At 68.8% G+C, this 22,646-nt stretch carries 12 protein-coding genes; 9 read left to right on the forward strand and 3 right to left on the reverse strand.

The genetic code is table 11. From position 1 onward, the window contains the following. Positions 1 to 4: 4 nt before the first annotated feature. The 7 genes from ACIHFE_RS19235 to ACIHFE_RS19265 all read left to right on the forward strand — a co-directional run bounded on the left by ACIHFE_RS19235 (position 5) and on the right by ACIHFE_RS19265 (position 16,804). Complete coding sequence (locus ACIHFE_RS19235) at positions 5 to 6,580, forward strand: type I polyketide synthase (protein WP_400108080.1); 6,576 nt, start codon at positions 5 to 7, stop codon at positions 6,578 to 6,580. A 1-nt stretch (position 6,581) separates the two neighbouring features. Further along, positions 6,582 to 9,701, forward strand: a complete 3,120-nt coding sequence (locus tag ACIHFE_RS19240; RefSeq protein ID WP_400108082.1) for a type I polyketide synthase — start codon at positions 6,582 to 6,584, stop codon at positions 9,699 to 9,701. A 187-nt stretch (positions 9,702 to 9,888) separates the two neighbouring features. Then, positions 9,889 to 13,098 (forward strand): amino acid adenylation domain-containing protein, encoded by a 3,210-nt coding sequence (locus ACIHFE_RS19245; protein WP_400108083.1) that lies wholly within the window; start codon positions 9,889 to 9,891, stop codon positions 13,096 to 13,098. A 92-nt stretch (positions 13,099 to 13,190) separates the two neighbouring features. After that, positions 13,191 to 14,537: a lysine N(6)-hydroxylase/L-ornithine N(5)-oxygenase family protein gene (locus ACIHFE_RS19250; RefSeq protein ID WP_400108779.1), complete on the forward strand. Its 1,347-nt coding sequence runs from the start codon at positions 13,191 to 13,193 to the stop codon at positions 14,535 to 14,537. Positions 14,538 to 14,592: 55 nt separating this feature from the next. Then, positions 14,593 to 15,348, forward strand: a complete 756-nt coding sequence (locus ACIHFE_RS19255) for a thioesterase II family protein (protein WP_400108085.1) — start codon at positions 14,593 to 14,595, stop codon at positions 15,346 to 15,348. A 65-nt stretch (positions 15,349 to 15,413) separates the two neighbouring features. Then, entirely contained in the window at positions 15,414 to 15,899 is a 486-nt protein-coding gene (locus tag ACIHFE_RS19260; protein ID WP_400108087.1) for a hypothetical protein, read from the forward strand. A gap of 68 nt (positions 15,900 to 15,967) precedes the next feature. Beyond that, positions 15,968 to 16,804, forward strand: a complete 837-nt coding sequence (locus tag ACIHFE_RS19265; RefSeq protein ID WP_400108089.1) for a DUF4097 family beta strand repeat-containing protein — start codon at positions 15,968 to 15,970, stop codon at positions 16,802 to 16,804. A gap of 51 nt (positions 16,805 to 16,855) precedes the next feature. On the opposite strand, the gene ACIHFE_RS19270 is transcribed toward ACIHFE_RS19265, so the two are convergent. Continuing rightward, positions 16,856 to 17,371 (reverse strand): hypothetical protein, encoded by a 516-nt coding sequence (locus ACIHFE_RS19270; protein ID WP_400108091.1) that lies wholly within the window; start codon positions 17,369 to 17,371, stop codon positions 16,856 to 16,858. Between the two features lie 476 nt (positions 17,372 to 17,847). Beyond that, complete coding sequence (locus ACIHFE_RS19275) at positions 17,848 to 18,681, reverse strand: DUF4097 family beta strand repeat-containing protein (protein WP_400108093.1); 834 nt, start codon at positions 18,679 to 18,681, stop codon at positions 17,848 to 17,850. A 662-nt stretch (positions 18,682 to 19,343) separates the two neighbouring features. Here ACIHFE_RS19275 and ACIHFE_RS19280 point away from each other — a divergent pair. Next, on the forward strand, positions 19,344 to 19,544 hold the full coding sequence (locus ACIHFE_RS19280; protein ID WP_400108095.1) for a hypothetical protein: 201 nt from the start codon (positions 19,344 to 19,346) through the stop codon (positions 19,542 to 19,544). Then, a complete protein-coding gene (locus ACIHFE_RS19285; protein WP_400108097.1) occupies positions 19,541 to 20,809 on the forward strand; it encodes an ABC transporter ATP-binding protein in 1,269 nt (422 codons plus the stop codon). Before ACIHFE_RS19280 ends, ACIHFE_RS19285 begins: the two co-directional genes overlap by 4 nt. 57 nt (positions 20,810 to 20,866) lie before the next feature. On the opposite strand, the gene ACIHFE_RS19290 is transcribed toward ACIHFE_RS19285, so the two are convergent. After that, on the reverse strand, positions 20,867 to 21,955 hold the full coding sequence (locus ACIHFE_RS19290) for an IS701 family transposase (RefSeq protein WP_400108099.1): 1,089 nt from the start codon (positions 21,953 to 21,955) through the stop codon (positions 20,867 to 20,869). Between the last annotated feature and the right edge of the window lie 691 nt (positions 21,956 to 22,646).

The following is a 22,646-nucleotide window of genomic DNA, read 5'->3' on the forward strand; positions in this document are numbered from 1 at the left end:
AGCGATGACAAACGACAACAACGCTGATGTTCTCGACTACCTCAAGCGGACGTCGATCGAGCTGATCGAAACACGCCGGCGCCTGAACGAGCTGACGGAGGCCGCCGCCGAGCCCATCGCGGTCGTGGGTGTCGCCTGCCGTTACCCGGGCGGCGCGGTCTCCCCGGAGGCGCTGTGGGACCTGGTGCGGGAGGGCCGGGACGCGGTGTCGGACCTGCCGGACGACCGCAACTGGGACCTGGAGACTCTGTACGACCCGGATCCGGACCGGCCGAACTCCTGCTACACGCGCTCCGGCGGATTCCTGTACGACGCGGGTGACTTCGACGCCGAGTTCTTCGAGATCAACCCGCGCGAGGCGCTGGCCGCCGACCCGCAGCACCGGTTGTTGCTGGAGACCTCGTGGGAGTCCCTGGAGCGAGCCGGCATCGACCCGCAGACCCTGCGCGGCAGTAACACCGGCGTCTTCGCCGGTCTGGCGTACTTCGGGTACGGGAACCACTTCTTCACCCCCGAGACCATCGCGGGCTACGGGCAGACCGGTTCCCTGCTGAGCGTGGCGTCCGGGCGCGTGGCATACGCGCTGGGCCTGGAGGGCCCGGCGCTGTCGACGGACACCGCGTGCTCCTCGTCGCTGGTGGCGGTGCACCAGGCGGTGCGGTCGCTGCGGCAGGGGGAGTGCGGGCTGGCCCTGGCAGGGGGCGTCACCGTCATGGGGACGACACAGGTCCTCCGGGAGATGTCGCGGCAGCGGGGCCTGGCGGCGGACGGCCGGTGCAAGGCGTTCGCCGAGGCGGCGGACGGCACCGGCTTCTCCGAGGGCGTCGGGGTCCTGGTGCTGGAGCGGCTGTCGGACGCGCGGCGCCATGGGCGCCGGATCTGGGCGGTGATCCGGGGCTCGGCCATCAACCAGGACGGGGCGTCCAACGGGCTGACCGCGCCGAACGGGTCGGCGCAGCAGCGGGTGATCCGGGCGGCGTTGGCGAACGCCCGGGTGCAGGCGAGCGATGTGGACGTGATGGAGGCCCACGGGACCGGTACGACGCTGGGCGATCCGATCGAGGCGCAGGCGGTGCTGGCCACCTACGGGCAGGACCGGGATCCCGGCCGGCCGCTGTGGCTGGGCTCGCTGAAGTCCAACATCGGCCATGCGCAGGCGGCCGCGGGCGTCGGCGGCATCATCAAGATGATTATGGCGATGCGCGACGGGACGATGCCCAGGACGTTGCATGTGGACCGCCCGACGACGCATGTGGACTGGTCGGCCGGGGCGGTGGAGCTGCTGACCGAGGCCCGACCGTGGCCGAGCACCCCGGGGCGGCCCCGGCGGGCGGGCGTGTCCGCCTTCGGGGCCAGCGGCACCAATGCGCATGTGATTCTGGAGGAGGCGCCGGAGGAAGGGACGGTGCCCGACGCCGCCGGTCAGATGCCCGGCGGGGTGGTGCCGTGGGTCGTGTCGGCACGGTCGGAAGGGGCGCTGTGGGCACAGGTTGAGAAGCTGCGCGATTTCGCCGCCGCCAACCCGGGTGCGGATATCGCCGACGTGGGTTGGTCGTTGGTGTCGAGCCGGTCGCGGTTCGAGCACCGTGCGGTGGTGCTGGGCCGTGATCGGGACGAACTGCTGAGCGGTCTGGCGTCGTTGGGCGACGGCGCGGAGTCCGCCGGGGTGGTACGCGGTGTCGCCGGGGACCTTGGTGGAACGGTCTTTATGTTCCCGGGGCAGGGATCGCAGTGGGTCGGCATGGCGCGGCAGCTGTACGACGCCTTCCCCGTCTTCGCACAGAGCCTCGACGAGGTCTGCGAACGCTTTGACACACATCTGCCCTACGCCCTGAAGCCCTTGCTCCTCGCCGACGCGCCCACAGAGGCCCAAGCCCTGCGAACCGATGTTGCGCAGCCGGCATTGTTCGCCCTGCAGGTCAGCCTGTACGGGCTCCTGGTGCATTACTGCGGGCAGCCGAACCAGCTGATCGGCCACTCGGTCGGCGAGATCGCCGCCGCCCATGTGTCCGGCGCCATCGACCTGGACGGCGCGACCAGGCTCGTGGCCGCCCGCGGACGGGTCATGCAGACGGTTACCGAGGGCGGCGCCATGCTGGCGGTGCGCGCCTCGGAAGACGAGGTGAGCGCTCTGCTCGGCCCGTACAACCGCGTCGGCATCGCCGCCGTCAACGGCCCGGAATCGGTGGTGGTCTCGGGCAACCGCGACGAGGTCGTCGCGCTCCGGGAACAACTCGTCGCCGGCGGCACCTCGGCAAAGCTGCTCGAAGTCGACCACGCGTTCCACTCCCCGCTCATGGATCCGATCCTTGAGGAGTTCGCGGGATCGATCGGCGAGCTCCCCGCGGGGCGCATGGCGATCCCGGTCGTCTCGACCAGGCTGGGCCGCGAGGCCACGCTCCAGGAGCTGACGTCCGTCACGCACTGGGTGAACCACGTCCGCGAACCCGTTCGCTTCTTCACCGCGGTGGAATGCGCCCGTGCGGCCGGTGCGACCGTCTTTCTCGAAGTGGGGCCGGGGTCGACCCTTGCGAGCATCACCAAAGAGGCGTTCGCCAGTGTGGGCGTGGACGACGCGGTGGTCCTGTCGTCGTCGCGGCGGAACCGCGGGGCGGTGGAGACGCTGGTCGGCGCGCTGGCCCAGTTCCACGTCCGGGGCGGGTCCGTGGACTGGGGTGCCCTGTTCGGGACGCGTCGGTCCGTGGATCTCCCGACGTACGCGTTCCAGCGGACCCGGTACTGGCTGGACTTCCTGGCCGGGATGGGTACGGCGGACGTGGCCGCGGCCGGGCTGTCGACTCCGGAGCACCCGCTGCTGGGTGCCGTGGTGGACCACCCCGGCACCGACGAGGTGGTGTTCACCGGCCTGTGGTCCCTGCCCACCCACGACTGGCTGGCCGATCACGCCGTGTTCGGTGCGGTCGTCGTACCGGCGACGGCCTACCTGGACCTGGCGCTGTGGGTGGGCGACTTCGTCGGGTGTGCGGCGGTCGAGGAACTCTCCCTGGAGGTTCCCCTGATCCTTCCCGGCTCGGGCGATGTGCAGGTGCGGATCGTCGTCGGTGCTGCGGACGAGACGGGAGGCCGCTCCCTGGACGTGTACTCGCGTCCCGGCGGCGACGACCGAACGGCCGGCGGCTGGACCCGTCACGCGACGGGGAGTCTGGCACTGGGCACGGCGCCGATGGCCGCGTGGACCGATGACGCGCGATCACTCGCCGTGTGGCCACCGGCCGGGGCGCAGCAGCTCGACACCGACGGTCTGTACGACTCCTTCGCGGACGCGGGTTTTGACTACGGTCCGGCCTTCCGCGGGCTGCGCGAAGTGTGGCAGCGCGGTGACGATCTCTTCGCGACGGCCACGCTGCCGATGACCGCCGACGGCTCGGCCGGTGGCGGGTTCGCCCTGCATCCGGCACTGATGGACTCCGTGCTCCACGCGGTGGTGGCCGGCGGTGTCCTCGAGATCAGCGGCGAGCAGGGGTGGATGCCCTTCTCGTGGTCCGGGGTGGACCAGGCCGGAGAGTGCGGCTCGACCGTGAGGATCCGGGTATCCCCGGCCGGCGGCGCCGCCGTGTCGGTGGCGGTCGCCGACGAGCACGGCCGCAAGATCGCTCATATCGGGGCGTTGACGTTCCGGCCGGCGAGCGCCGAGCAACTCCACTCGGCGCACGGCGGGCACGAGCAGTCGCTGTTCGAACTGGAATGGCGACCGGTCCGGCAGAGCGAGCGGGAAACCCACCGCGAGTCGTGGGGAGTTCTCGGCGCAAAGGACGGCCTGGCCTCCCGCCTCTCCGAGGCGGGTGACGAGAGCGTCGTGTGCTACGCGTCCATCGACGACGTCCTCCTGGGGGAGGTGCCCCGGCACCTCGTCCTCTGCCTGGACGATCTTGTCGACGCCGACCCCGGTCTGCTCGCCACGGTAGGCAGCGCGGACACGCGCGTGCTGGACTCGGTCCAGCGGTTCCTCGCCGAGGAGTCGCTCACCGGATCCACGCTGGTGGTTCTCACCCGCCTGGCCCTCGACACCGGTGGCGGGGAGAGCGTCGAAAGCCTCCCCGGCGCGTCCGTATGGGGCCTTATCCGGTCCGCCCAGACAGAGCACCCCGGCAGGTTCCGGCTGGTGGACGTCGACGACGAGGAGACATCCTGGGCACTCCTCCCGGACGCGCTCGCCCTCGGTGAGGACCAACTGGCCCTGCGCGGTGGGGCGTACCTCGTCCCCCGCATGACACGCGCCTCACTTGCGAACAACCAGATCGAACCGCCGGCGGCCGGTGCCCACCGGCTGGGCATTCCGAGCAAGGGAACGCTGGAGAACCTGACCTGGGTTCCCTGCCCCGAGGTGGAGGCGCCCCTGACGAGCGGTCAGGTCCGTATCGCCGTTCACGCCGCAGGGCTCAACTTCCGGGACGTCACGATCGCCCTGGGACTGGTGGAGAGGACGGCCCTCGACGCCGGGATCGGCGGCGAGGGCGCCGGGACCGTCCTGGAGGTGGCGGACGACGTCACCGGTCTGGCACCGGGCGACCGGGTGATGGGCGTCTTCTCCGGCGCCTTCGGAAAGGTGGCGGTGGCGGATCATCGCCTGCTCATGCCCATCCCCGCAGGGTGGAGCTACACCGAGGCGGCGTCCGTGCCGGGCGCCTTCCTCACCGCCTATTACGCCCTCTTCCACGTGGCGAACCTCAAGAAGGGCCAACGGATCCTCATCCACGCCGCGGCGGGCGGTGTGGGAATGGCCGCCGTTCAACTGGCCAGACACGTCGGTGCCGAGATCTACGGAACCGCGAGCCCGGCCAAGTGGCCCACCCTGCGGGGGCTGGGGCTGGACGACGCGCATCTGGCATCGTCGCGGGATCTGGAGTTCACGGACACGTTCCTGGCCTCCTCGGGCGGTCGCGGTGTGGACGTCGTGCTGAACTCCCTCGCACACGGTTTCGTCGACGCCTCGCTGAAGCTGCTCCCCGAGGGCGGAAGCTTCGTCGAGATGGGTAAGACGGACATCCGCGATCCCCAGCAGGTGGCAGCCGACCACTCCGGAGTCGACTACCAGGCCTTCGACCTCTACGAGGCGGGCCCGGACGTGATCCACGAGATGTTCCGTGCCGTCATGAAGCTTTTCGCCGACGGGCGGGTGCACCTGAACCCGATCGCCGTCCGGAACATCCGCGACGCGCGCAAGGCGTTCCGCGAGATGAGCCAGGGCCGCCACGTCGGGAAGATCATTTTCGACCTGGGCGGCGGCTTCGGCGGTGGGACCGTGCTGGTCACCGGCGGGACCGGGGGAGTGGGTTCGCTGGTGGCACGGCACCTGGTCGCTGAACACGATGTGCGGAGCCTGATACTGGCGAGCCGTCGGGGCATGGCGGCCGACGGGGCTGCCGAGCTGGTTTCGGACCTGGAGGGGGCAGGCGCGCTCGTCAGGGTCGTGGAATGCGATGTCGCGGACCGGGCCGCCGTGGCCGACATGCTCGCGGACATGCCCCCCGGGTACCCGCTGACAGCGGTCGTGCATGCGGCGGGTGTGCTGGCGGACGGCACCGTCGAGTCGCTGACCGCGGAGAGCCTCGACCGCGTGCTGCGCGCCAAAGCCGGCGGTGCGGTCAACCTGCACGAGCTGACCAGGGAACTCAACCTCTCGGCGTTCATCCTGTTCTCCGCACTGGCGGGCACGCTCGGCACCGGGGGACAGGCGAACTACGCCGCGGCCAACGGGTTCCTGGACGGCCTGGCTGCGCAGCGCAGGGCGTCCGGCCTGGTCGGCACCTCGCTGTGCTGGGGCTGGTGGGAGGAGAGCAGCGGCATGACCGCGGACCTGGACCAGGCCGACCTCTCACGGGTCCGGCGGCTGGGCGTCGCCCCGATGCCGACACCCGAGGCACTGGCCCTGTTCGACTCGGCGAGCGCGATCAACAAGCCCGTGCTCATCCCGGCCCGGCTGGACCTGTCCGCGCTGCGGAACAAGACCGGTGACGAACTGCCGCTCCTCCTGCACGACCTCGTCGACGGCAGCCGTCCGCTCCGGACCCGGACGAGCACGGCCAGGGACAGCGGCCCCCTCGGTCTGTCCGCCAGGCTGGCCGTCCTGTCGGAGGGCGAGGCGGAGGCAGCCGTCCTCGACTGGGTCTGCGAGCAGGCCGCCATCGTGCTGGGACACTCGTCCAGCACGGCCGTCGAGGCCGACCAGGCGTTCACCCACCTCGGATTCGACTCGCTGACCTCGGTCGAACTGTGCAACCGCCTGGCTTCCTCGACCGGACTGCGCCTGCCGTCCACCCTCGTCTTCAGCTACCCGACACCACGCGAGCTGAGCCAGTACATATCCGGCCTGCTGCGTCCGGAGCCGGCGGCCCGCACAAGCTCGGCTGAGGACGCGGAGATCCGGGAAGTGCTGCAGAACCTCTCGGTCGACAGGCTGCGGAGCGCGGGCATCTTGGAGCTGGTTCTGGAATGCGCCGGCCCGCTTCGGCCGGACGCCGACGGGCGGGTGCCGGACGCGGCCACCGGTGCGGGCGAACTGCATGCGATGGACTTGGAAGCACTGGTCGACCTGGCTCTGGACGAGAGGGGAAAGTGACATGAACGACGCCGCGGATCGCGCAGCGGACGGTGGGGACCGGGTCGAGCGGGCGCTGCGCATGCTGCTGAAGGAGCGGGACCGCCTCCGGCAGGAGAACGACGCCCTGAAGGCCGGCCGTGTCGAGCCGGTCGCAGTGGTGGCTATGGCCTGCCGCTACCCGGGAGGTGTGTCGTCGCCCGAGGAGCTGTGGGACATGGTCCGCGGCGGTGTGGACGCAGTGGATGAATTCCCGGCGGACCGCGGATGGCGGGACGTGTACGACCCGGACCCGGATGCGGTCGGCAGCTCCTATGTGCGCCGGGGCGGGTTTCTGACCGATGTGGCCGCTTTCGACACGGATTTCTTCGGTATCAGTCCGCGTGAGGCGCTGGCGATCGATCCGCAGCAGCGCCTGTTGCTGGAGACGTCGTGGGAGGTCCTCGAGCGGGCGGGCATCGTTCCCGCTGATGTACGCGGGGCCGACGTGGGTGTCTTCGCCGGGGTCAGCTCGTCCGAGTACGGCTTGCGTTTCCTGGAAGGCGACAAGAACGAGCTGGAGGGCTACCTGCTGCACGGGAGCGCGCTGAGCGTCGCGTCCGGCCGAGTGGCGTACGAGCTGGGGCTGACCGGGCCGGCGGTGTCGGTGGACACGGCGTGTTCGTCGTCGCTGGTGGCCCTGCACCTGGCGGTGCAGTCACTGCGTGCGGGGGAGTGCTCGCTTGCACTGGCGGGCGGGGTGTCGGTGATGTCGACGCCCGCGATCTTCGTGGAGTTCTCCCGGCAGCGCGGTGTGTCGGCCGATGGCCGGTGCAAGTCCTTCGCGGACTCCGCCGACGGGACCGGCTGGGCCGAGGGAGTGGGTGTGCTACTGCTGGAGCGGTTGTCCGACGCCCGCCGCAACGGACACCCGGTGCTGGCTGTCATCCGCGGTTCCGCAGTGAACCAGGACGGCGCCAGCAACGGGCTGACCGCGCCCAATGGCCGCGCCCAGGAGAAGGTGATCCGGCAGGCACTGGCCAACGCGGGGGTCGCGCCCTGTGAGGTGGACGCGGTCGAGGCCCATGGCACCGGCACCGTGCTGGGGGACCCCATCGAGGCGGGCGCCCTGCTGGCGACCTATGGGCAGGACCGGGGTGAGGACAGGCCGCTCTGGCTGGGGTCCATGAAGTCGAACATCGGTCACGCCCAGGCCGCCGCCGGGGTCGCCGGCATCATCAAGATGGTGATGGCCATGCGCCACAGGTTCCTGCCGAAGACCCTGCATGTGGATACGCCCTCACGGCACGTGGACTGGTCCTCCGGTGCGGTCGAACTGCTGGTGGAGGGGCGCGAGTGGACCCGGGCGGGCGGGCCGCGGCGGGCCGGGGTGTCGTCGTTCGGAGTCAGCGGCACCAATGCGCATGTGATCCTGGAAGAGGAACCGCCGCTGGAACAGACGGACGGGCGCGGTCCGGGCCCAACGGTTCTCGGCGGGCTGGTGCCGTGGGTGCTGTCGGGCAAGAACACGGCGGCCCTGGAGCGGCAGGCGGGCAAGCTGCGCGATTTCGCCACGGCTGATCCAGGTGTGGATGTCGCTGATGCCGCTTGGTCGTTGGTGTCGAGCCGGTCGCGGTTCGAGCATCGTGCGGTGGTGCTGGGGCGCAGTCGGGACGAGTTGCTGAACGGTTTGGGGTCGTTGACCGACGGCGCGGAGTCCGCCGCGGTGGTGCGTGGTGTCGCCGGGAACCTCGGTGGTGTCGTCTTCATGTTTCCCGGGCAGGGCTCTCAATGGGTGGGTATGGGCCGACAGTTGTATGACACGTTCCCGGTCTTCGCGCAGACCCTCGACGAGTGCGCGGCCGCATTGGCCGAGTGGGTCGACTGGTCGCTGCTCGATGTGGTGCGTGGCGTGGAGGGGGCGCCAACACTGGACCGGGTGGATGTGGTTCAGCCGGCGCTGTTCTCGGTGATGGTGTCCATGGCCGCCCTGTGGCGGTCCTGGGGTGTGAATCCGGCCGCAGTGGTGGGACACAGTCAAGGCGAGATAGCTGCCGCCTGTGTGTGTGGTGCGCTGTCATTGAGGGACGCCACCAAAATCGTGGCGCTCCGCAGCAAGGCTCTGGTGGATCTGATCGGTCATGGAGGGATGGCGTCGGTCACGGAGTCCGCGGATGTCGTGGCGGAACGTCTGACTCCGTGGAACGACCGGGTGAGCATCGCCGTTGTCAACGGACCCCGCTCGGTGGTGGTGTCCGGAGAACCGGACGCACTCGACGAATTCATCGAGAAGATGAAGGCCGAAGGCGCTCAGGCCCGGAGGATATCGGTCGATTACGCCTCCCATTCACACCAGGTGACCCGGGTCCGCGACCAGGTGACCGGCCCGCTGTCCGATGTGAGCCCGAAAACGTCGACGCTGCCCTTCTACTCGACCTTGTACGGCAAAGTCATCGATACCGCAGAGCTGAACGGTGACTACTGGTACAACAACCTGCGCGAGAAGGTCCTCTTCGAATCTTCCGTCCGGCGGCTGGCCGACGACGGTTTCCGGGTGTTCATCGAGATGAGCCCGCACCCCGTTCTGACTGTCCCGGTGCAGGAAATGGTCGAGGACGTGGACGACGCGGTGGTGCTGTCGTCGTCGCGCCGGGACCGTGGGGAGGTGGAGGCCGTGGTCGGCTCGCTGGCTCAGCTGCACGTCCGGGGCGGGTCCGTGGACTGGGACACCCTGCTCGGGAAGCGTCGGCGGGTGGACCTGCCGACGTACGCGTTCCAGCGGACCCGGTACTGGCTGAACTCCTCGCACACGGCGGTGGCGGCGGAGGTGCCCGCGGCGGAGCCGCCCGCAGACGATGACCAGCCCGTCGCCCTGTCGGACAGGGTCTCCACCCTTCCCGACGGTGACGCGGAGGCGCTCGTGCTGGACCACGTCCTCGAAAAGGTCGCTGCCGTACTCGGACACTCCTCCGGCGAATCCATCGACCCCGACCAGGAGTTCAAGGACATGGGATTCGACTCGATGCTGTCGGTGGAGCTGAGTAAACGCCTGGCCGCCTCGACCGGACTCAAGCTGAGGGCAAATCTGGTGCTGCGGAACCCGTCACCGAGACTGGTCGCCGGGCACATCAGGTCCTCGATGGCCAAGCGCGATCCGCAGTGAACCGACCGTGTTCCGGGGGCCTTTCCGCCCCGTAGGGCCGTCCTGTCGACGGGACACCGCAAGTTCCACAGCGGTTTGTCCCGCCCCGGCACCAAGTTGTCTTGACCGGCTGATCCACTTCCGTGAAGGTGGAGGTGATCCGCGAATTCCCCCGATTTCCGGGCCTGTTGCTGAGGGGTTGATCCGTGTGCGTTCGTTCGGTGCGTCGTCTGCGCATAAAGGGCTGTGGCTGGCGCAGAAAATGTCTTCCGACACGCTGAACCATGCACTGACCATGTGGGATGTGGACGGTGAACTGGACGCGGCGGTCATGGAATCCGCTTTCCTGCATGTGATGGGCGAGGCGGAAGTGCTGCGCGTCAACTTCACCGACGACGGCAGCGGACTGCGGCTGACACCCCGGGAATTGGGGGACTGGCGGCCGTTCTTCCTGGACCTCAGCGCCGAGGCCGATCCCGAGCAGGCGGCGCGTGAAGCGCTGGCCGACATGGTGCGGCAGCCGTTCGACCTGGAGCGGGATTTGCTGTTCCGGCTGGGTGTGGTCAGACTCGCGGCGACCCGTTCTCTCCTGGTGATCGCCTACCACCACCTCATATCGGACGGGTTCGGCGCGGGCGGCCTGCTGTCGCGGCGCCTCGCCGAGGTGTACACGGCGCTGGTGCGGGGCGAGAAGGTGCCGGAGTTGCCGCACCCATGGGATGCCGAGTCGTTCGCAACCGAGGCAGTGGAGTACCTCGCCTCCCAGAAGTTCACCGAGGACACGGAGTTCTGGCGCGACTATCTGGCGGATGCGCCCGTGCCCGCGCAGGTTCCGCGCATCGCCCTGCCCGACTCGATGCGGTCCGCGCTCTCCGAACCGATGAGCAACGCCGACCGCTGGGCAGAGGTGTCCGAATCCATCGGCATGGTGAGCCGGACGCTGACCGTTCCGCGCGCCGAGGCGGACGCGTGGACCGAGACCGCGAAGTCCATGGGCGTGTGGATGTCATCGATGCTGACCGCGGCCGCGGCGGTGTTCTTCCGGCACCGCTGCGATCGTCCGGAGTTCCTCCTCTCGCTGGCCGTGGGCAACCGGGTCGGGGTGGCGAGCAGAACGCCCGGCCTGGCGGTGAACGTGGTGCCGGTGCGGTTGCGGGTTCCGCTCGGTGCGACCTTCTCCGAGATCGCCGACGCGATCGTCGACGAGACGTATGAGATCTTCGGTCACACCGCCTGCCACTACTCGGACATCCAGCGCGCGAGCGGAGCCGTCCTGAGCGGTCGCGGCAGCTTCGGTGCCGTCCTCAACATCGTCGAGTTCGCGGAGCAACTCGACTTCGCCGGCAACCCGGCGCGCCACCTCGGCGCGACGACCGGGACCTTCGACGAACTGTCGATCGGTGTCTACACCGACGGGAGCGCCGACAGTGACCTGTTCATCCGGCTCGACGCCCCCGCGGACCTCTACTCCCGTGCGGAACTGCGCTTCATCGGCGAGGAACTGATCGCGCACATCCGTGCCGTGCTGGCCGCCGATGCGCAGCCGGTCGGTGCGCTGGATGTGGTGAGCGGTGCCGGGCGGGACCGGGTGCTGACGGCACCGAACGACACAGAGGTACCGGTGCCCGGGCTGACGGTCCCGGAGCTGTTCACCCGCCAGGTGGAGCGCGCTCCCGATGCCGTCGCGATGGTCTCCGGGGACTCGGCGGTCTCGTACCGGGAGCTGGATGAGCGGTCGGACCGCCTGGCCGAGGCGTTGCGACGGCGGCACGTCGGACCCGAGACGGTCGTGGCGGTGGCGATGCCCCGATCGGTGGACCTGGCCGTTGCCCTGCTGGGGGTGGTGAAGGCGGGCGGAGCCTATCTGCCGGTCGACCCCGCGTTCCCGGCGGAGCGGATCAGGTCGGTGGCCGGCGATGCGTCGGTACGCGTACTGCTCACCGATGCGGCGACAGCCGAAGTGCTCTCCCTCGGTCCGGATGTTCCGGTGGTTGTGTTCGACGACATCCGGTCGGAGACCACCGACGATGAGGAGATTCCGGTTCTGGCACGCCGGGACAACCTGCTGGCCGTGATATACGGCTCCGGATGGACCGGTGCGGCCACAGGAATCGCCGTGACGCACCGGAACATGGAGCAGTTCGTCCTGGACCGCCACTGGCAAGAGGGCGGCCACAGCACCGTGTTGTGGCATGCGCCGCACACCTCCGACGCGCTTGCCCTCGAACTGTGGGTGCCTTTGCTGAACGGCGGCCGGGTGGTCGTGGCTCCTCCCGGGGAGCTGGACATCGATGTGCTGACCGAGTTGCGAGCAGCGAGCGAGATCTCCACGGTATGGCTGCCCGCGGGCCTGTTCTCGGCCATCGCGGCAGAAAGCCCCGAGTGTCTTGCCGGATTGCACGAGGTGTGGACCGGTGGTGACCATGTGCCCGCGGACGCGGTACGACGCGTGCGGGAAGCCTGCCCCAAGCTGACGATCGTCAATGGTCACGGTCTGACGGAAACGACCGTGTTCGCCGCATGCGACCGCCTGGCGCCGGACGAACCGGTGCACCACGCGGGCACGGTCGGCCGCCCGATGGACAACACCGCCCTCTATGTGCTGGGGCCGGGGCTGGCGCCGGTCCCCGTCGGCGTGGCCGGAGAGCTGTATGTGGCCGGGCCCGGTGTGGCGCGTGGCTGTCCCGGGCGGCCCGGGCAGACCGCGGAGCGGTTTGTGCCCTGCCCCTTCGGTCCGGCCGGCGGGCTCATGTACCGGACCGGAGACCGGGTGCGCTGGGGCACCGATGGCCGGCTCGAGTACGTGGGCCGGGCCGGCGCCCAGGCAGATGTACGAGGTGTCCGGGTCGAGTTGGCCGAGATCGAAGAGGCGCTGTCCGAGCACACCGGGCTGGCACAGGCGGTGGTGGTCGTCAGGGAGGACGACTCCCGGCAGCAGCGACTGGTGGCCTATGCGGTCGCGGTGGGCGGCCAGGCCGTTTCGGGTGAAGAGCTGCGCCGGTTCGCCGCGGGGCGGTTGCCGGAGTTCATGGTGCCGTCGGTGTTCATGGTGCTGGAACGCCTGCCGGTGACGGCCAATGGGAGAGTGGACCGGGCGTCGCTGCCGGAGCCCGAGTTCGATGACGGGCGGTACCGGGCACCGCGCAACCGCACCGAGCGGGTTCTGGCCGAGGCGTTCGCCGATGTGCTCGAACTGGACCGGGTGGGAATCGACGAGGACTTCTTCGATCTCGGTGGCAACTCGCTGCGGGCGATCAGGCTGGTCGGCCTGATCCGGGCGGAGTTGAACCACGAGGTCTCCATCCGCACATTGTTCGCGGCGCGCACCATAGCCGGTCTGTCGGAGATGTGGCAGGACCTCGCCCAGTCGAGCAGGCCGGCTTTGCGCAAGAGGACGAGGGACGGCGAAGTCCTCTGAGTGTTGTCCGTCGCGCAGCCGCGTCGGCGGAAGATTACCGGTCGGAGATGCGAACAGCGCATCGCGCAGCCATGCCAGCGGGAGAATTCTCTATGAGTAAGCGTGAACACGAGATCTACGATGTGGTCGGCATTGGGTTCGGTCCGTCCAACCTTTCGCTTGCCATTGCCCTGGAGGAATACCGGGCGAATGGTCTGGGGAATGAGATCAGCAGCCTCTTCTTCGAGCGTCAGTCCTCCTTCGGCTGGCACCGCAATATGCTGCTGCCGTCGACGACCATGCAGATATCCTTCCTCAAGGACCTGGTCACCTTCCGCAATCCGACGTCGAGTTTCAGTTTCATCGCATACCTGCATGCGTCGGGGCGGCTCCCGCAGTTCGTCAACAACCAGGACTTCTTCCCCACGCGCCAGGAGTTCCACCAGTACCTTGAGTGGGCGCAGACGCGGGTGGCCGATCGCGTCGCGTACGGCTCGGAAGTGATGTCGATCCGGCTGCCGTCGGGCGACGCCCCGGAGCGGTCGGGCCATCTGCGCCTGGAGGTGGCGGATGCCACCGGCCGGGCCGGCCACGTGGTCGAGGCACGTAACGTGGTGATCTCAACGGGCCTGGTTCCGAGCATGCCCGGGGGAATCGAGCGCGACGAACGGGTATGGCACAGCTCCGAGTTCCTGGAGAAGTACCGCCGGATGAACCCCGGGGAGCTGCGCCGGGTGGCGGTGGTCGGTGCGGGCCAGAGCGCCGCCGAGATCACCAGGTTCCTGTACGACGAGCTTCCGCACGCCCAGGTGTACGCGGTCATCCCGTCCTATGGCTACTCCCTCGCGGATGACACTCCTTTCGCCAACCAGATCTTCGACCCGGCGGCCGTCGACGACTACTACTTCGGCACCGAGCAGACGCGGGAGGCGTTCTGGCGGTACCACCGCAACACGAACTACTCGGTCGTCGACGACGAGGTGATCAGGGAGCTGTACCGCAAGTCGTACGACGAGGACGTACGGGGTGTCAGTCGCCTGCATTTCCTCAACCTGTCGAGGGTCACCGATGTGAAGCGCGCCGGCGCCGAGACCCGCGTCTCCCTGCAGGTGGGCCCCGACGCCGAGGTGCGCGAACTCGATTTCGACGCGGTCGTCTGCGCGACCGGCTACAACGCGATGGAACCCACGGGCCTGCTCGGCGATCTCGACCGTCACTGTCTGCGCGATGAGGCGGGCCGGTACCGGATGGAGCGGGACTACCGCATCGTCACCACCCCCGAAATACAGTGCGGCATCTATCTCCAGGGCGGCACCGAGCACACCCACGGCCTGACCTCCTCGCTGCTGTCGAACATCGCTGTACGAAGCGGCGAGATCGCCGACTCGATCGCCGCCCGGCGTGTGGGGCAGAGTGCCGGGCAGGCAATCCTCGCCGAGGTCGGAGGCGACATTCGCTGACTGCCCGACAGAGCCGTCTCCGGCGTGCGAGAGGGGATTTTCGATGAGGAGTCCGGTGGAAGAGCAGTGGGTGCGCCGCTACCGTGACGACGACGGGTGCGAGACGAAGCTCGTCTGCTTCCCCCACGCCGGAGGTTCGGCGAGCGCATACCGCACCTGGCCGCTGGGCCTGCCTTCGGACATCGGCGTGCTCGCCGTCCGGTACCCGGGCCGGGAGGACCGGCTTGGCGATCCGTTCCCGTCCGGGCTGGAAGCCCTCGCGGACGATATGGCCGATGCGCTCGGCGGGCTGACGCGGCATCGGCTGGTGCTGTTCGGCCACAGCATGGGGGCTTCGGTGGCGCATGAGGTGGCGCTGCGCCTCCAGGAACGGGGGCGTCCGCCGGCTGCCCTGTGCGTGTCCGGCAGATGTCCGCCGCATGCGCTGGACGGCCTGCGCGAGTACTTCGGCACGGACGAGGAGATCATCGCGGATGTCATGCGCTTCGACGCGAGCAGTGCGGCGGTCTTTGCGGACCCTGGCCTGCGGGAGCTCGTGCTCCCCGCGGTCCGCGCGGACTATCGGTTGGTGGACGGCTATCCCGGTGGCAGCCGGCCTCCGCTCGACTGCCCGGTGTACGGCTACACCGGTGACAGTGATTCCGAAGTGACCCCGGAGCAGATGCGCGGCTGGGCGGACATGACGCATGACGTGTTCCGGCTTCGGGTCCTGCCCGGTGGGCACTTTTACCTCAAGGCCGAGGAGGCCGCGCTGCTGGCGGACTTGAGTGACGTACTGGGGCACGTCAAGCGCCGTACAAAGGCCGTCTGAACCGGGTCCTCTTCAGCGCGTTCGGGCAACTTGTGATGGCGCAACTTATGCGCCATGATGGCGCCATGGATGTAGGTCCGTTCGTGGACGGAATCGGGCGCGAGTTGGCGGCGCTCGCTCCGGTCGACAGTGAGGGTGTCGGTGCGCTGGTGGCACGATTGGAGCCGGTGATCCGGAGCGCGTTGTTCGACGCGCTGGCAGCTGCTGTCGACGAGATCAACCGCGACCTCGCCCCGGGCTCCGTTGCACTGCGCTTCCGCGGAGGCGAACCGAACTTCGCCGTGACGTCACCGTCGCCGGAGCGGTCGTCCGAAGCTGCTGCGGGCAGCGGCACGCCGAGCGCCGAGAGAGGTGCCACCGCAGTTGTCACCGTGCGCATGCCCAGACAGCTGAAGGCGGCCATTGAGCAGGCCGCCGGCCACGAAGGGCGTTCGATGGACGCGTGGTTGGTGCAGATGACCTCCGCCCTGGTGCAGCAGGAGCGCGCTCCCTGCGCCCCCGATCGGCGTGGCAAACGGGGCCGGCAGCACTACACCGCCTGGGTGCGCTGAATCAGCCCGACCGTCATCTCGTCCCGACGTATGGGGACGCCCATCAGACATCACGAGAAGGAACAGCCATGCCTGCTTTCGATACTCCCGAACCGATTTCCGTCACGCTCGACATGGGTTCCGGCGATGTACAGGTCATCGCCGAAGACCGCACCGACACCCTCGTCGAGGTACGGCCGGCCGACGCGAACGACAGCTCGGACGTGAAGGCCGCCGAGCAGGCGAGCGTCGAATTCGACGGCCGCGTACTGGTGATCAAGACCCAGAAACCCCGGGCGATGAGCCGGAAAAGCTGGACGGTGGATGTGTCGATCGTGCTGCCCACCGGCTCGCATGTGCGTGGCGAAGTGGCAATGGGAGACCTCCGCTGTTCCGGCCGCCTCGGGGGGTGCAACTTCAAGACGCCTGCCGGGCACATTCAGCTCGATCACGTCAGTTCGATGCGCGTGAAGACATCAGCCGGCGACATCATCGTGGGCCGAGTCGACGGCGCCGCCGAGGTCAACACCGCCAATGGGCGGCTCCGTATCGGAGAAATCGGCGGCACGGCCGAGGTCAGGAACTCCAACGGCAGCACGGAAATCGGCAAGGTCATCGGCGACATCACGGTCCGCTGCTCCAACAGCCAAATCTCCATCGACCACGCTCTGGGTTCCACGACCGATGCCGCAACCTCCAATGGCAGTATCCGTGTTGGGGAAGTGACCCATGGCACGGTCGTGCTCAAGACCTCGGCCGGTGACCTGGAGGTCGGCATCGGTGCGGGGCACCCGGCGAAGCTGGACCTGACCACTGGATTCGGACGGGTGCACAACATGCTGGAAAACACCGTCGAGTCGTCCGAGAAGTCGATCGGTGTGCGGGCGCACACCTCCTACGGAGACATCAGGATCAAACGCGCCTGACGCATACCCTCTTCGGCGGGGAGGACGGGCCGTTGTGCTCGGTCGCGGTGGTTACCGCACCCAGCCGTTGAACTGCTGCTTGCCACGAGGGGTTCGCCTGCTGTTGGCCAGCGCCGCGGCGGAGGCTCGGATCATCCACGCGTTGACCGAGATGCCCTGCCTGGACGCCGCCTCCTCGATCTGGTCCTTCATCGCCTGCGGAGGCCGGAAGTTGATCCGCGCCGTGGCGCCGCTCGTGGCGCCACCGAGCGCTCCAGCCGACCAGTCGCTCGCCGCGTGACCGGTCATGTCCATGGTGTCCTCGGCGGGGCCGCCCTCGTCCGAGGGCGGCGTCACCACAAAACTGGGCTCCATCCCACGCAGGCGCAGGTCCACCGAGCCAGGTGCCAGGTCCCGGGTGATCTCGTCGGCGGCGGCGGACAGCACGTTGAGCAACATGAGCTGGACGGCCGACTCCAGCGGAGCGATGAGCCGCTCGGCGACCGCGCGGGTCTCGGCATCTCCTGCTGCTGCAGACACTGCGACAAGCTCCTCGCGCAGAGCCTCGACGTACACCCGAAGTTCCATGGAATCATCATGGCACGCCGTTTGCGCCACACGGCACCTGCTCGGCTCAACAGTCAAGGACAACCCTTTTGCCCAGGTGGAGCCCGGCCTCTCGATCGGTCGGCGGCAGCTTTTCGCATGCGATCCGGCCACTGGGCACAGGCGTGTTCGGGAGATCCGTCGCCATGGTGGTTTGATCTGGCGCCATAAGGGCGTCAGATCATATGTCGCACGCGAGCGTGGCCAGGGAGCGCCGCCGAAGTGCGCAGATCAACCGCGACCGGCCGACTCGTGCGCCAGTGTGGTGTGCAAAGGAGCGGGCCCCGGAGGGCGGGGGATTTTCCTCTCCGGGGCCCGCGATCCTCGGGGGAGGGATCTCGCGCGCAACTTGTCATGCGCAGCTGAGATCCTTGGCGCCATTGTGGCACCGCTTTGGCTCCCATTGCAAGTGACGGCGAGGTGTCGCTGACGCCACGGACTTGGCGGTGCGATCGAATTCATTCCACGCAGGAACGCTCTATGACAACGTCGCCGATCAGGGTCCGGGCCTGTACGCATACCACTTCGTCGGACTGCGCCCCCGCCTCCAGGAGCGAGAGGGACGTGTAGACGGTGCCTGCGGCGGAGTCGAGGGACAGGAGGGCGCTGCTGGGCTCGGCCACACCGACCCGGATGCTGCCGCACATGGCGGTGGCGACGACGGATCCCCGCACCACCTCTCTGACGTCGATGTCGCCCTGGGCCGTCCGGGCCTCCACGTCGGCGTGCGCCCGGCCGATCCTGATGGCCCCCTTCCCGGTGTGCATGCGAGCGACTCCTCGCACCTTTTCCACGCTGGCGTCGCCATCGCTCGCTCGGATCGTGGCCCTGCCCTCGACCTGCCCCAGGGTGACGTCGCCATGGTCCGCCATGGCTTCGACGCTGCCGGACGCACGGTCGACCGTGATGTCACCGAGGCAGGCGGTCAGTTGGAGGCTGCCGGTACGGTCGAGCTTGATGTGCCCCAATTCCGTGCTGAGTTGGCACTCGCCCAGCTCTCCCACTCCGAGGAAGTCCGCCGCCATACCCCGGCCGTGCAGACTCGATCCCGTGGGCACGGCCATCATCACGATGACCGCGCCCCCTCTTCCGCCGGGCTCCGGGACGTTCACGAGCAGCCGGCCATCGGTGAATTCGATGCGCAGCTGCTCGGCGGTCTGCACATCGTCCTGGTCGTCGCTGTCGCACGGATACGCCTCCACCGTCGTCTCGGCGCGGTCACTCGCGACGATCCGGACCTGGCCGAACATCAGGTTGAGCACCACGCGGACAGGTTCAGGCGTATCGAACATCGGCATTGCGAGCCACCTTCGGGATGTCTGCGGCCGCCGATCTGGTGCAGATGGCAGCCGGAACGACGCAGGTCCACGCTTCGTCGCGGAGTTCGTCTCCGGCCCCGGGGCGCGAGCCACCGGGATATGGGCCCGTACCGCTGGGGGCGCAGCGGATTCCGGCCCACCCCACCGCGTCGCACACGGGCGCACCTCGCGGTTCGGAGAGTAATTCTCCGCTGACGCCATGTGGTGTCACACTAGCGCCATAACAAGATATCCGGGCCCGGATGTTGGTGTGGCCCCCTTGGTATGCGGAGGTCCGGTAGTCGGTTGCCTGCGGCAGACCCGGGTTCCCCGGAGGCTGGTCCACGATGAGGGCGCACCTCGATGGCGACCCATCGGCGCACGCCCCGGCGGCGCCATCGGGGCGCCGCCGGATGCCCCCTGCGGTCCTCTCGTGCCCTGCGCCTCGGCCGGTCTCAGGGGCAGGCGCCGTTGTCTTCCGGTCAATCCAAGGCTGTGGCCGGCCGAGTGCCGTCTGCCTCGTCGAGGCACGTCCGCAGATCACAGCCGTGATACGGGGAGAGAGGCGGGCATCCGGTACCCCAGTGCCGCACAGTATCAGCCAAGGTGGCACGGTCGATGGTAGACATGGCGCCACATGGTGCCATGATGGCACTATGACTGCTCTGCGATCGCCCTGCCTGCCGATCGCCCGGCTCACAGCCCGGTGGGGATCCCCGGAACACTTCAGGTTCCCCGGGAACCGGTCCGCCGGGCTGACGGAGTACGAGGAGGAACACAGCGGTGCGGAACGAGCGGTGCGGAACATCACCCTGCCGCTCGGCACCGGGCCGCGCATCGAACAGGGGGCGCCATGAGCCAGGCAGCGGCCGCCGCGGGGCCGCACCACCTGCTCCCCGGACCGCAGGACCCCCCGGCCATCCGGGTTCGGGGGCTGCGGAAGGCATACGGAAGGACGACCGCCGTGGACGACCTCCAACTGGACATCCCGCACGGCAGCGTCTTCGCCCTGCTGGGGTCCGAGGGCGCCGGCAAGACCACCGTGCTGCGGATCCTCTCGGCGCGCACCGCCGCCGACGGCGGTGACGTCCGCATCGCGGGGTACGACCTGCCCACGGATGCCGGCGCGGTACGCGCCGCTGTTGGATTTGCCGGCCGGGCTTCGGTGGTGGACACCTGCCGCACCGCTGAGGAGAACCTGCGGCTGACACCGGCTCTGCGCCGACTGCCGGCTCAGCAGGGCAGTGCGAGGGCAGCCGAACTCCTGGCACGGCTCGGTCTGTCAGGGGTCGCCACCGAGCCCGCGGCTGCTCTGTCAAGCGACCAGCGGCGTCGGCTCGATCTGGCCATGGTGCTGGCCGCGGGTCCGGAAGTCGTCCTGATGGACGAGCCCACCGCCGGTCTCGACCCGGTGGGCCGCCGCATCGTGCGGGACGTGGTGCGCGATCTCGCCGCCGACGGCATCACGGTGCTGTTCACCACCCGCTCGCCGCAGGAGGCGGGCCAACTCGCCGACCGGATCGGCGTCCTGCACCGCGGTCGGCTCGTCGCCGAGGGCACGCAGGACGCACTGCTGCGGCTGGTCCCTGGTGGTCACATCCGTCTGCACTTCGCCGACACCGCCGACCTCGCCGCCGCTACCGCGCTGTTCCGCCTGGACACGGTCGTCCGGGACGAGGCCGAGCTCAGTCTGCAGATCCCCGGCGACGGCAGCATGGGCCTGATCCGCGCCGTACTCGACATTCTGGAGAACGCCCAGGTGGAACCGCTGCGGCTCACGGTGCACAGCCCTGGACTCGAGGACGTTTTCACCGCGCTCGTGAACAACGGCTCCCCGGGTCCGCCGGACGCCCCGGCTGGGGAGGAATCGCGCGACGGCAGGTCTCGGTGGCACAAGGTCCTGCCCATCGTGGCCGCGGCACTGCTGCTCCCCGCATACGCAGTGGAGGCCGGGCTCGCCCCCCTGCCCGGTGTGTTTCTGACGGTCCTGGTGTGCGCCGCGCTGGCGCTCGCCGGGCGCCGCAGGCGTGCCGCTCCCCGTCCGCCGCAGCGCCGCGGCCCCCTCGCGCAGCCCGGTCCGGCCCGGCTTGACCGAGCGGGCGACTTCTCTTGCAGCCGTTGATGTCCCCGGTGCGGCCGGCCCGATCCCGGAACCGGCCCCCACGATCGGGCCACGCCGCTACGGCACCTGCTGTGCCGTGTCGTGGGACGGCACCATGATGAGCCCGTGCAGGCGACGATAGGTGTACGCCGCCGAGACGAGGGCCATGTGGTGGTACCAGCCGGGGAACGAGCGCCCCTCGAAGTCCAGCAGCCCGAAGTCCTGCTCCATGGAACCGATCGCGTCCACTGTCCCGGTGCGCAGCGCGGCGATCGAGCCGACCTGCGCGAGGGTGTCGTGGGTGAGGCTGGTGAGCCACAGTGGGCGCGGCGCGTGGGCGGGACCCACTTCGGTGAAGAGCCGGTAGGGAGGGCCGGGGCAGCGCCCCTGGGAGCCACTCGGCAGAAGGACAAGCGCCGCCTGGAGGTGGGTGATGCGCTGCTCCCCGCCGGGCAGCTGGACGACGGCCGCCTCCGGGCTCTGCGCGAGGGCCAGGGCCCTTGCGCTCACCGGTGCCGTGCTGCCCTCGCCGGCGGGCAGCACCGCCAGGTGCGGTGGCACCGCGACGACAAAGTCGCGGCGGCGCTTGGCGAGTCCGTGCAGCAGGTACCCCACCTCGGGTTCGTCGCTCATGTCGACGAGGACGACGGAGGACGCGGAATCCGTGCGAGCCGACAGCCGGTCGACCAGCCGGAGCGTATGTGCCCACAGCGGCCGGTACCGCTGGGAGTCCGGTATGCGCGCGTCCCTGCGCCGTTCGGGGTCCTGCGTCCAGGTCGTCGACAGGCGCAGGCACCAGTCGACGGGGACCTGAGCGGTGTCCAGGCAGAGGAAAGACCCCAGTCCCAGCTGGCAGTTGAGCGTACGGCCCGAGGAGAGGTCGAAGTAGCGGTGGACACCCACCGACCGGTCACCGCGCTTGGGCAGGACGGCCCGGCCGATGGACCACACGGGCACGGACCGATGATCCGTCACCCAGTGGGTGAGCTCCTCCATGACTTCGTCGAAGTCCCATGGGCTGAGGCTGACGAACTGACGCAGTGACTGCACGACGGACGGGTCGCGGGAGATCGCGGTGGCGAGCCGTCGCGGCGACTTCTTGCCGGATGTGACGAGCAGCCCCTTCAGATAGGCATGTGCCCATTTGCGTTGATCGACCCTGCGCAAGCTCTTGAAAAGCGTTTCGCTGAAATGCTCCAGAGATGATTCCGGATTGACGGATTCCGGATTGATGGCGTACGTCACGCCTCGTGAAGCCGACGAGATGTCCGCTTGTACCTTATTCATGCCGCAATAACTCCCCCGACGTTACTGAGCGTTGTGGTGGGGAGTGTAGGTCGCACTCCACTGTGGCGCCAACCGTCCGAGGGCGGACGGTTGCGGTGCCTTGAGCGGTACGTAAACTCCCGGCGCTTGGCGGTGGAATGACGGCTGGATTTCACTCATGCCCGGCCGGCGTGGACCGCTCGGTCCCCTGTGATGGCGACAGCGTCTGGACTTGGCGACAATGCGGCTGTGGCCTGCAAGGACGCGGAGTGCGTGCGGTCTGTCGGGGTGATGACGCAGGGGCGGGGTGGTGTCGGGGGAGCGGCGTGTTCGCCCTACGTGTATTCAAATCAAGCCACATAGTGGACTAGACCACTGAGGGGGAGGGTGTTAGGACTCTGCAAAGTAGTGCTCGGGGCGCCGAGGTCCTTGATCTCACATCGATGTCGAGATCTACTCGAGGGCGCGGCAGTTGGCCATCCAGACCTCAACGAGTAACCGTGCAAAGCACGGGTTACTCGAGTTTCGCAAGAATTCGTCTGTGGGTAGTGGCCACCGCTTTTGGCATGCGTGTAAAAAAACGGGGTGAACG

Source organism: Streptomyces sp. NPDC052396 (assembly GCF_044593195.1).
GTDB lineage: Bacteria > Actinomycetota > Actinomycetes > Streptomycetales > Streptomycetaceae > Streptomyces.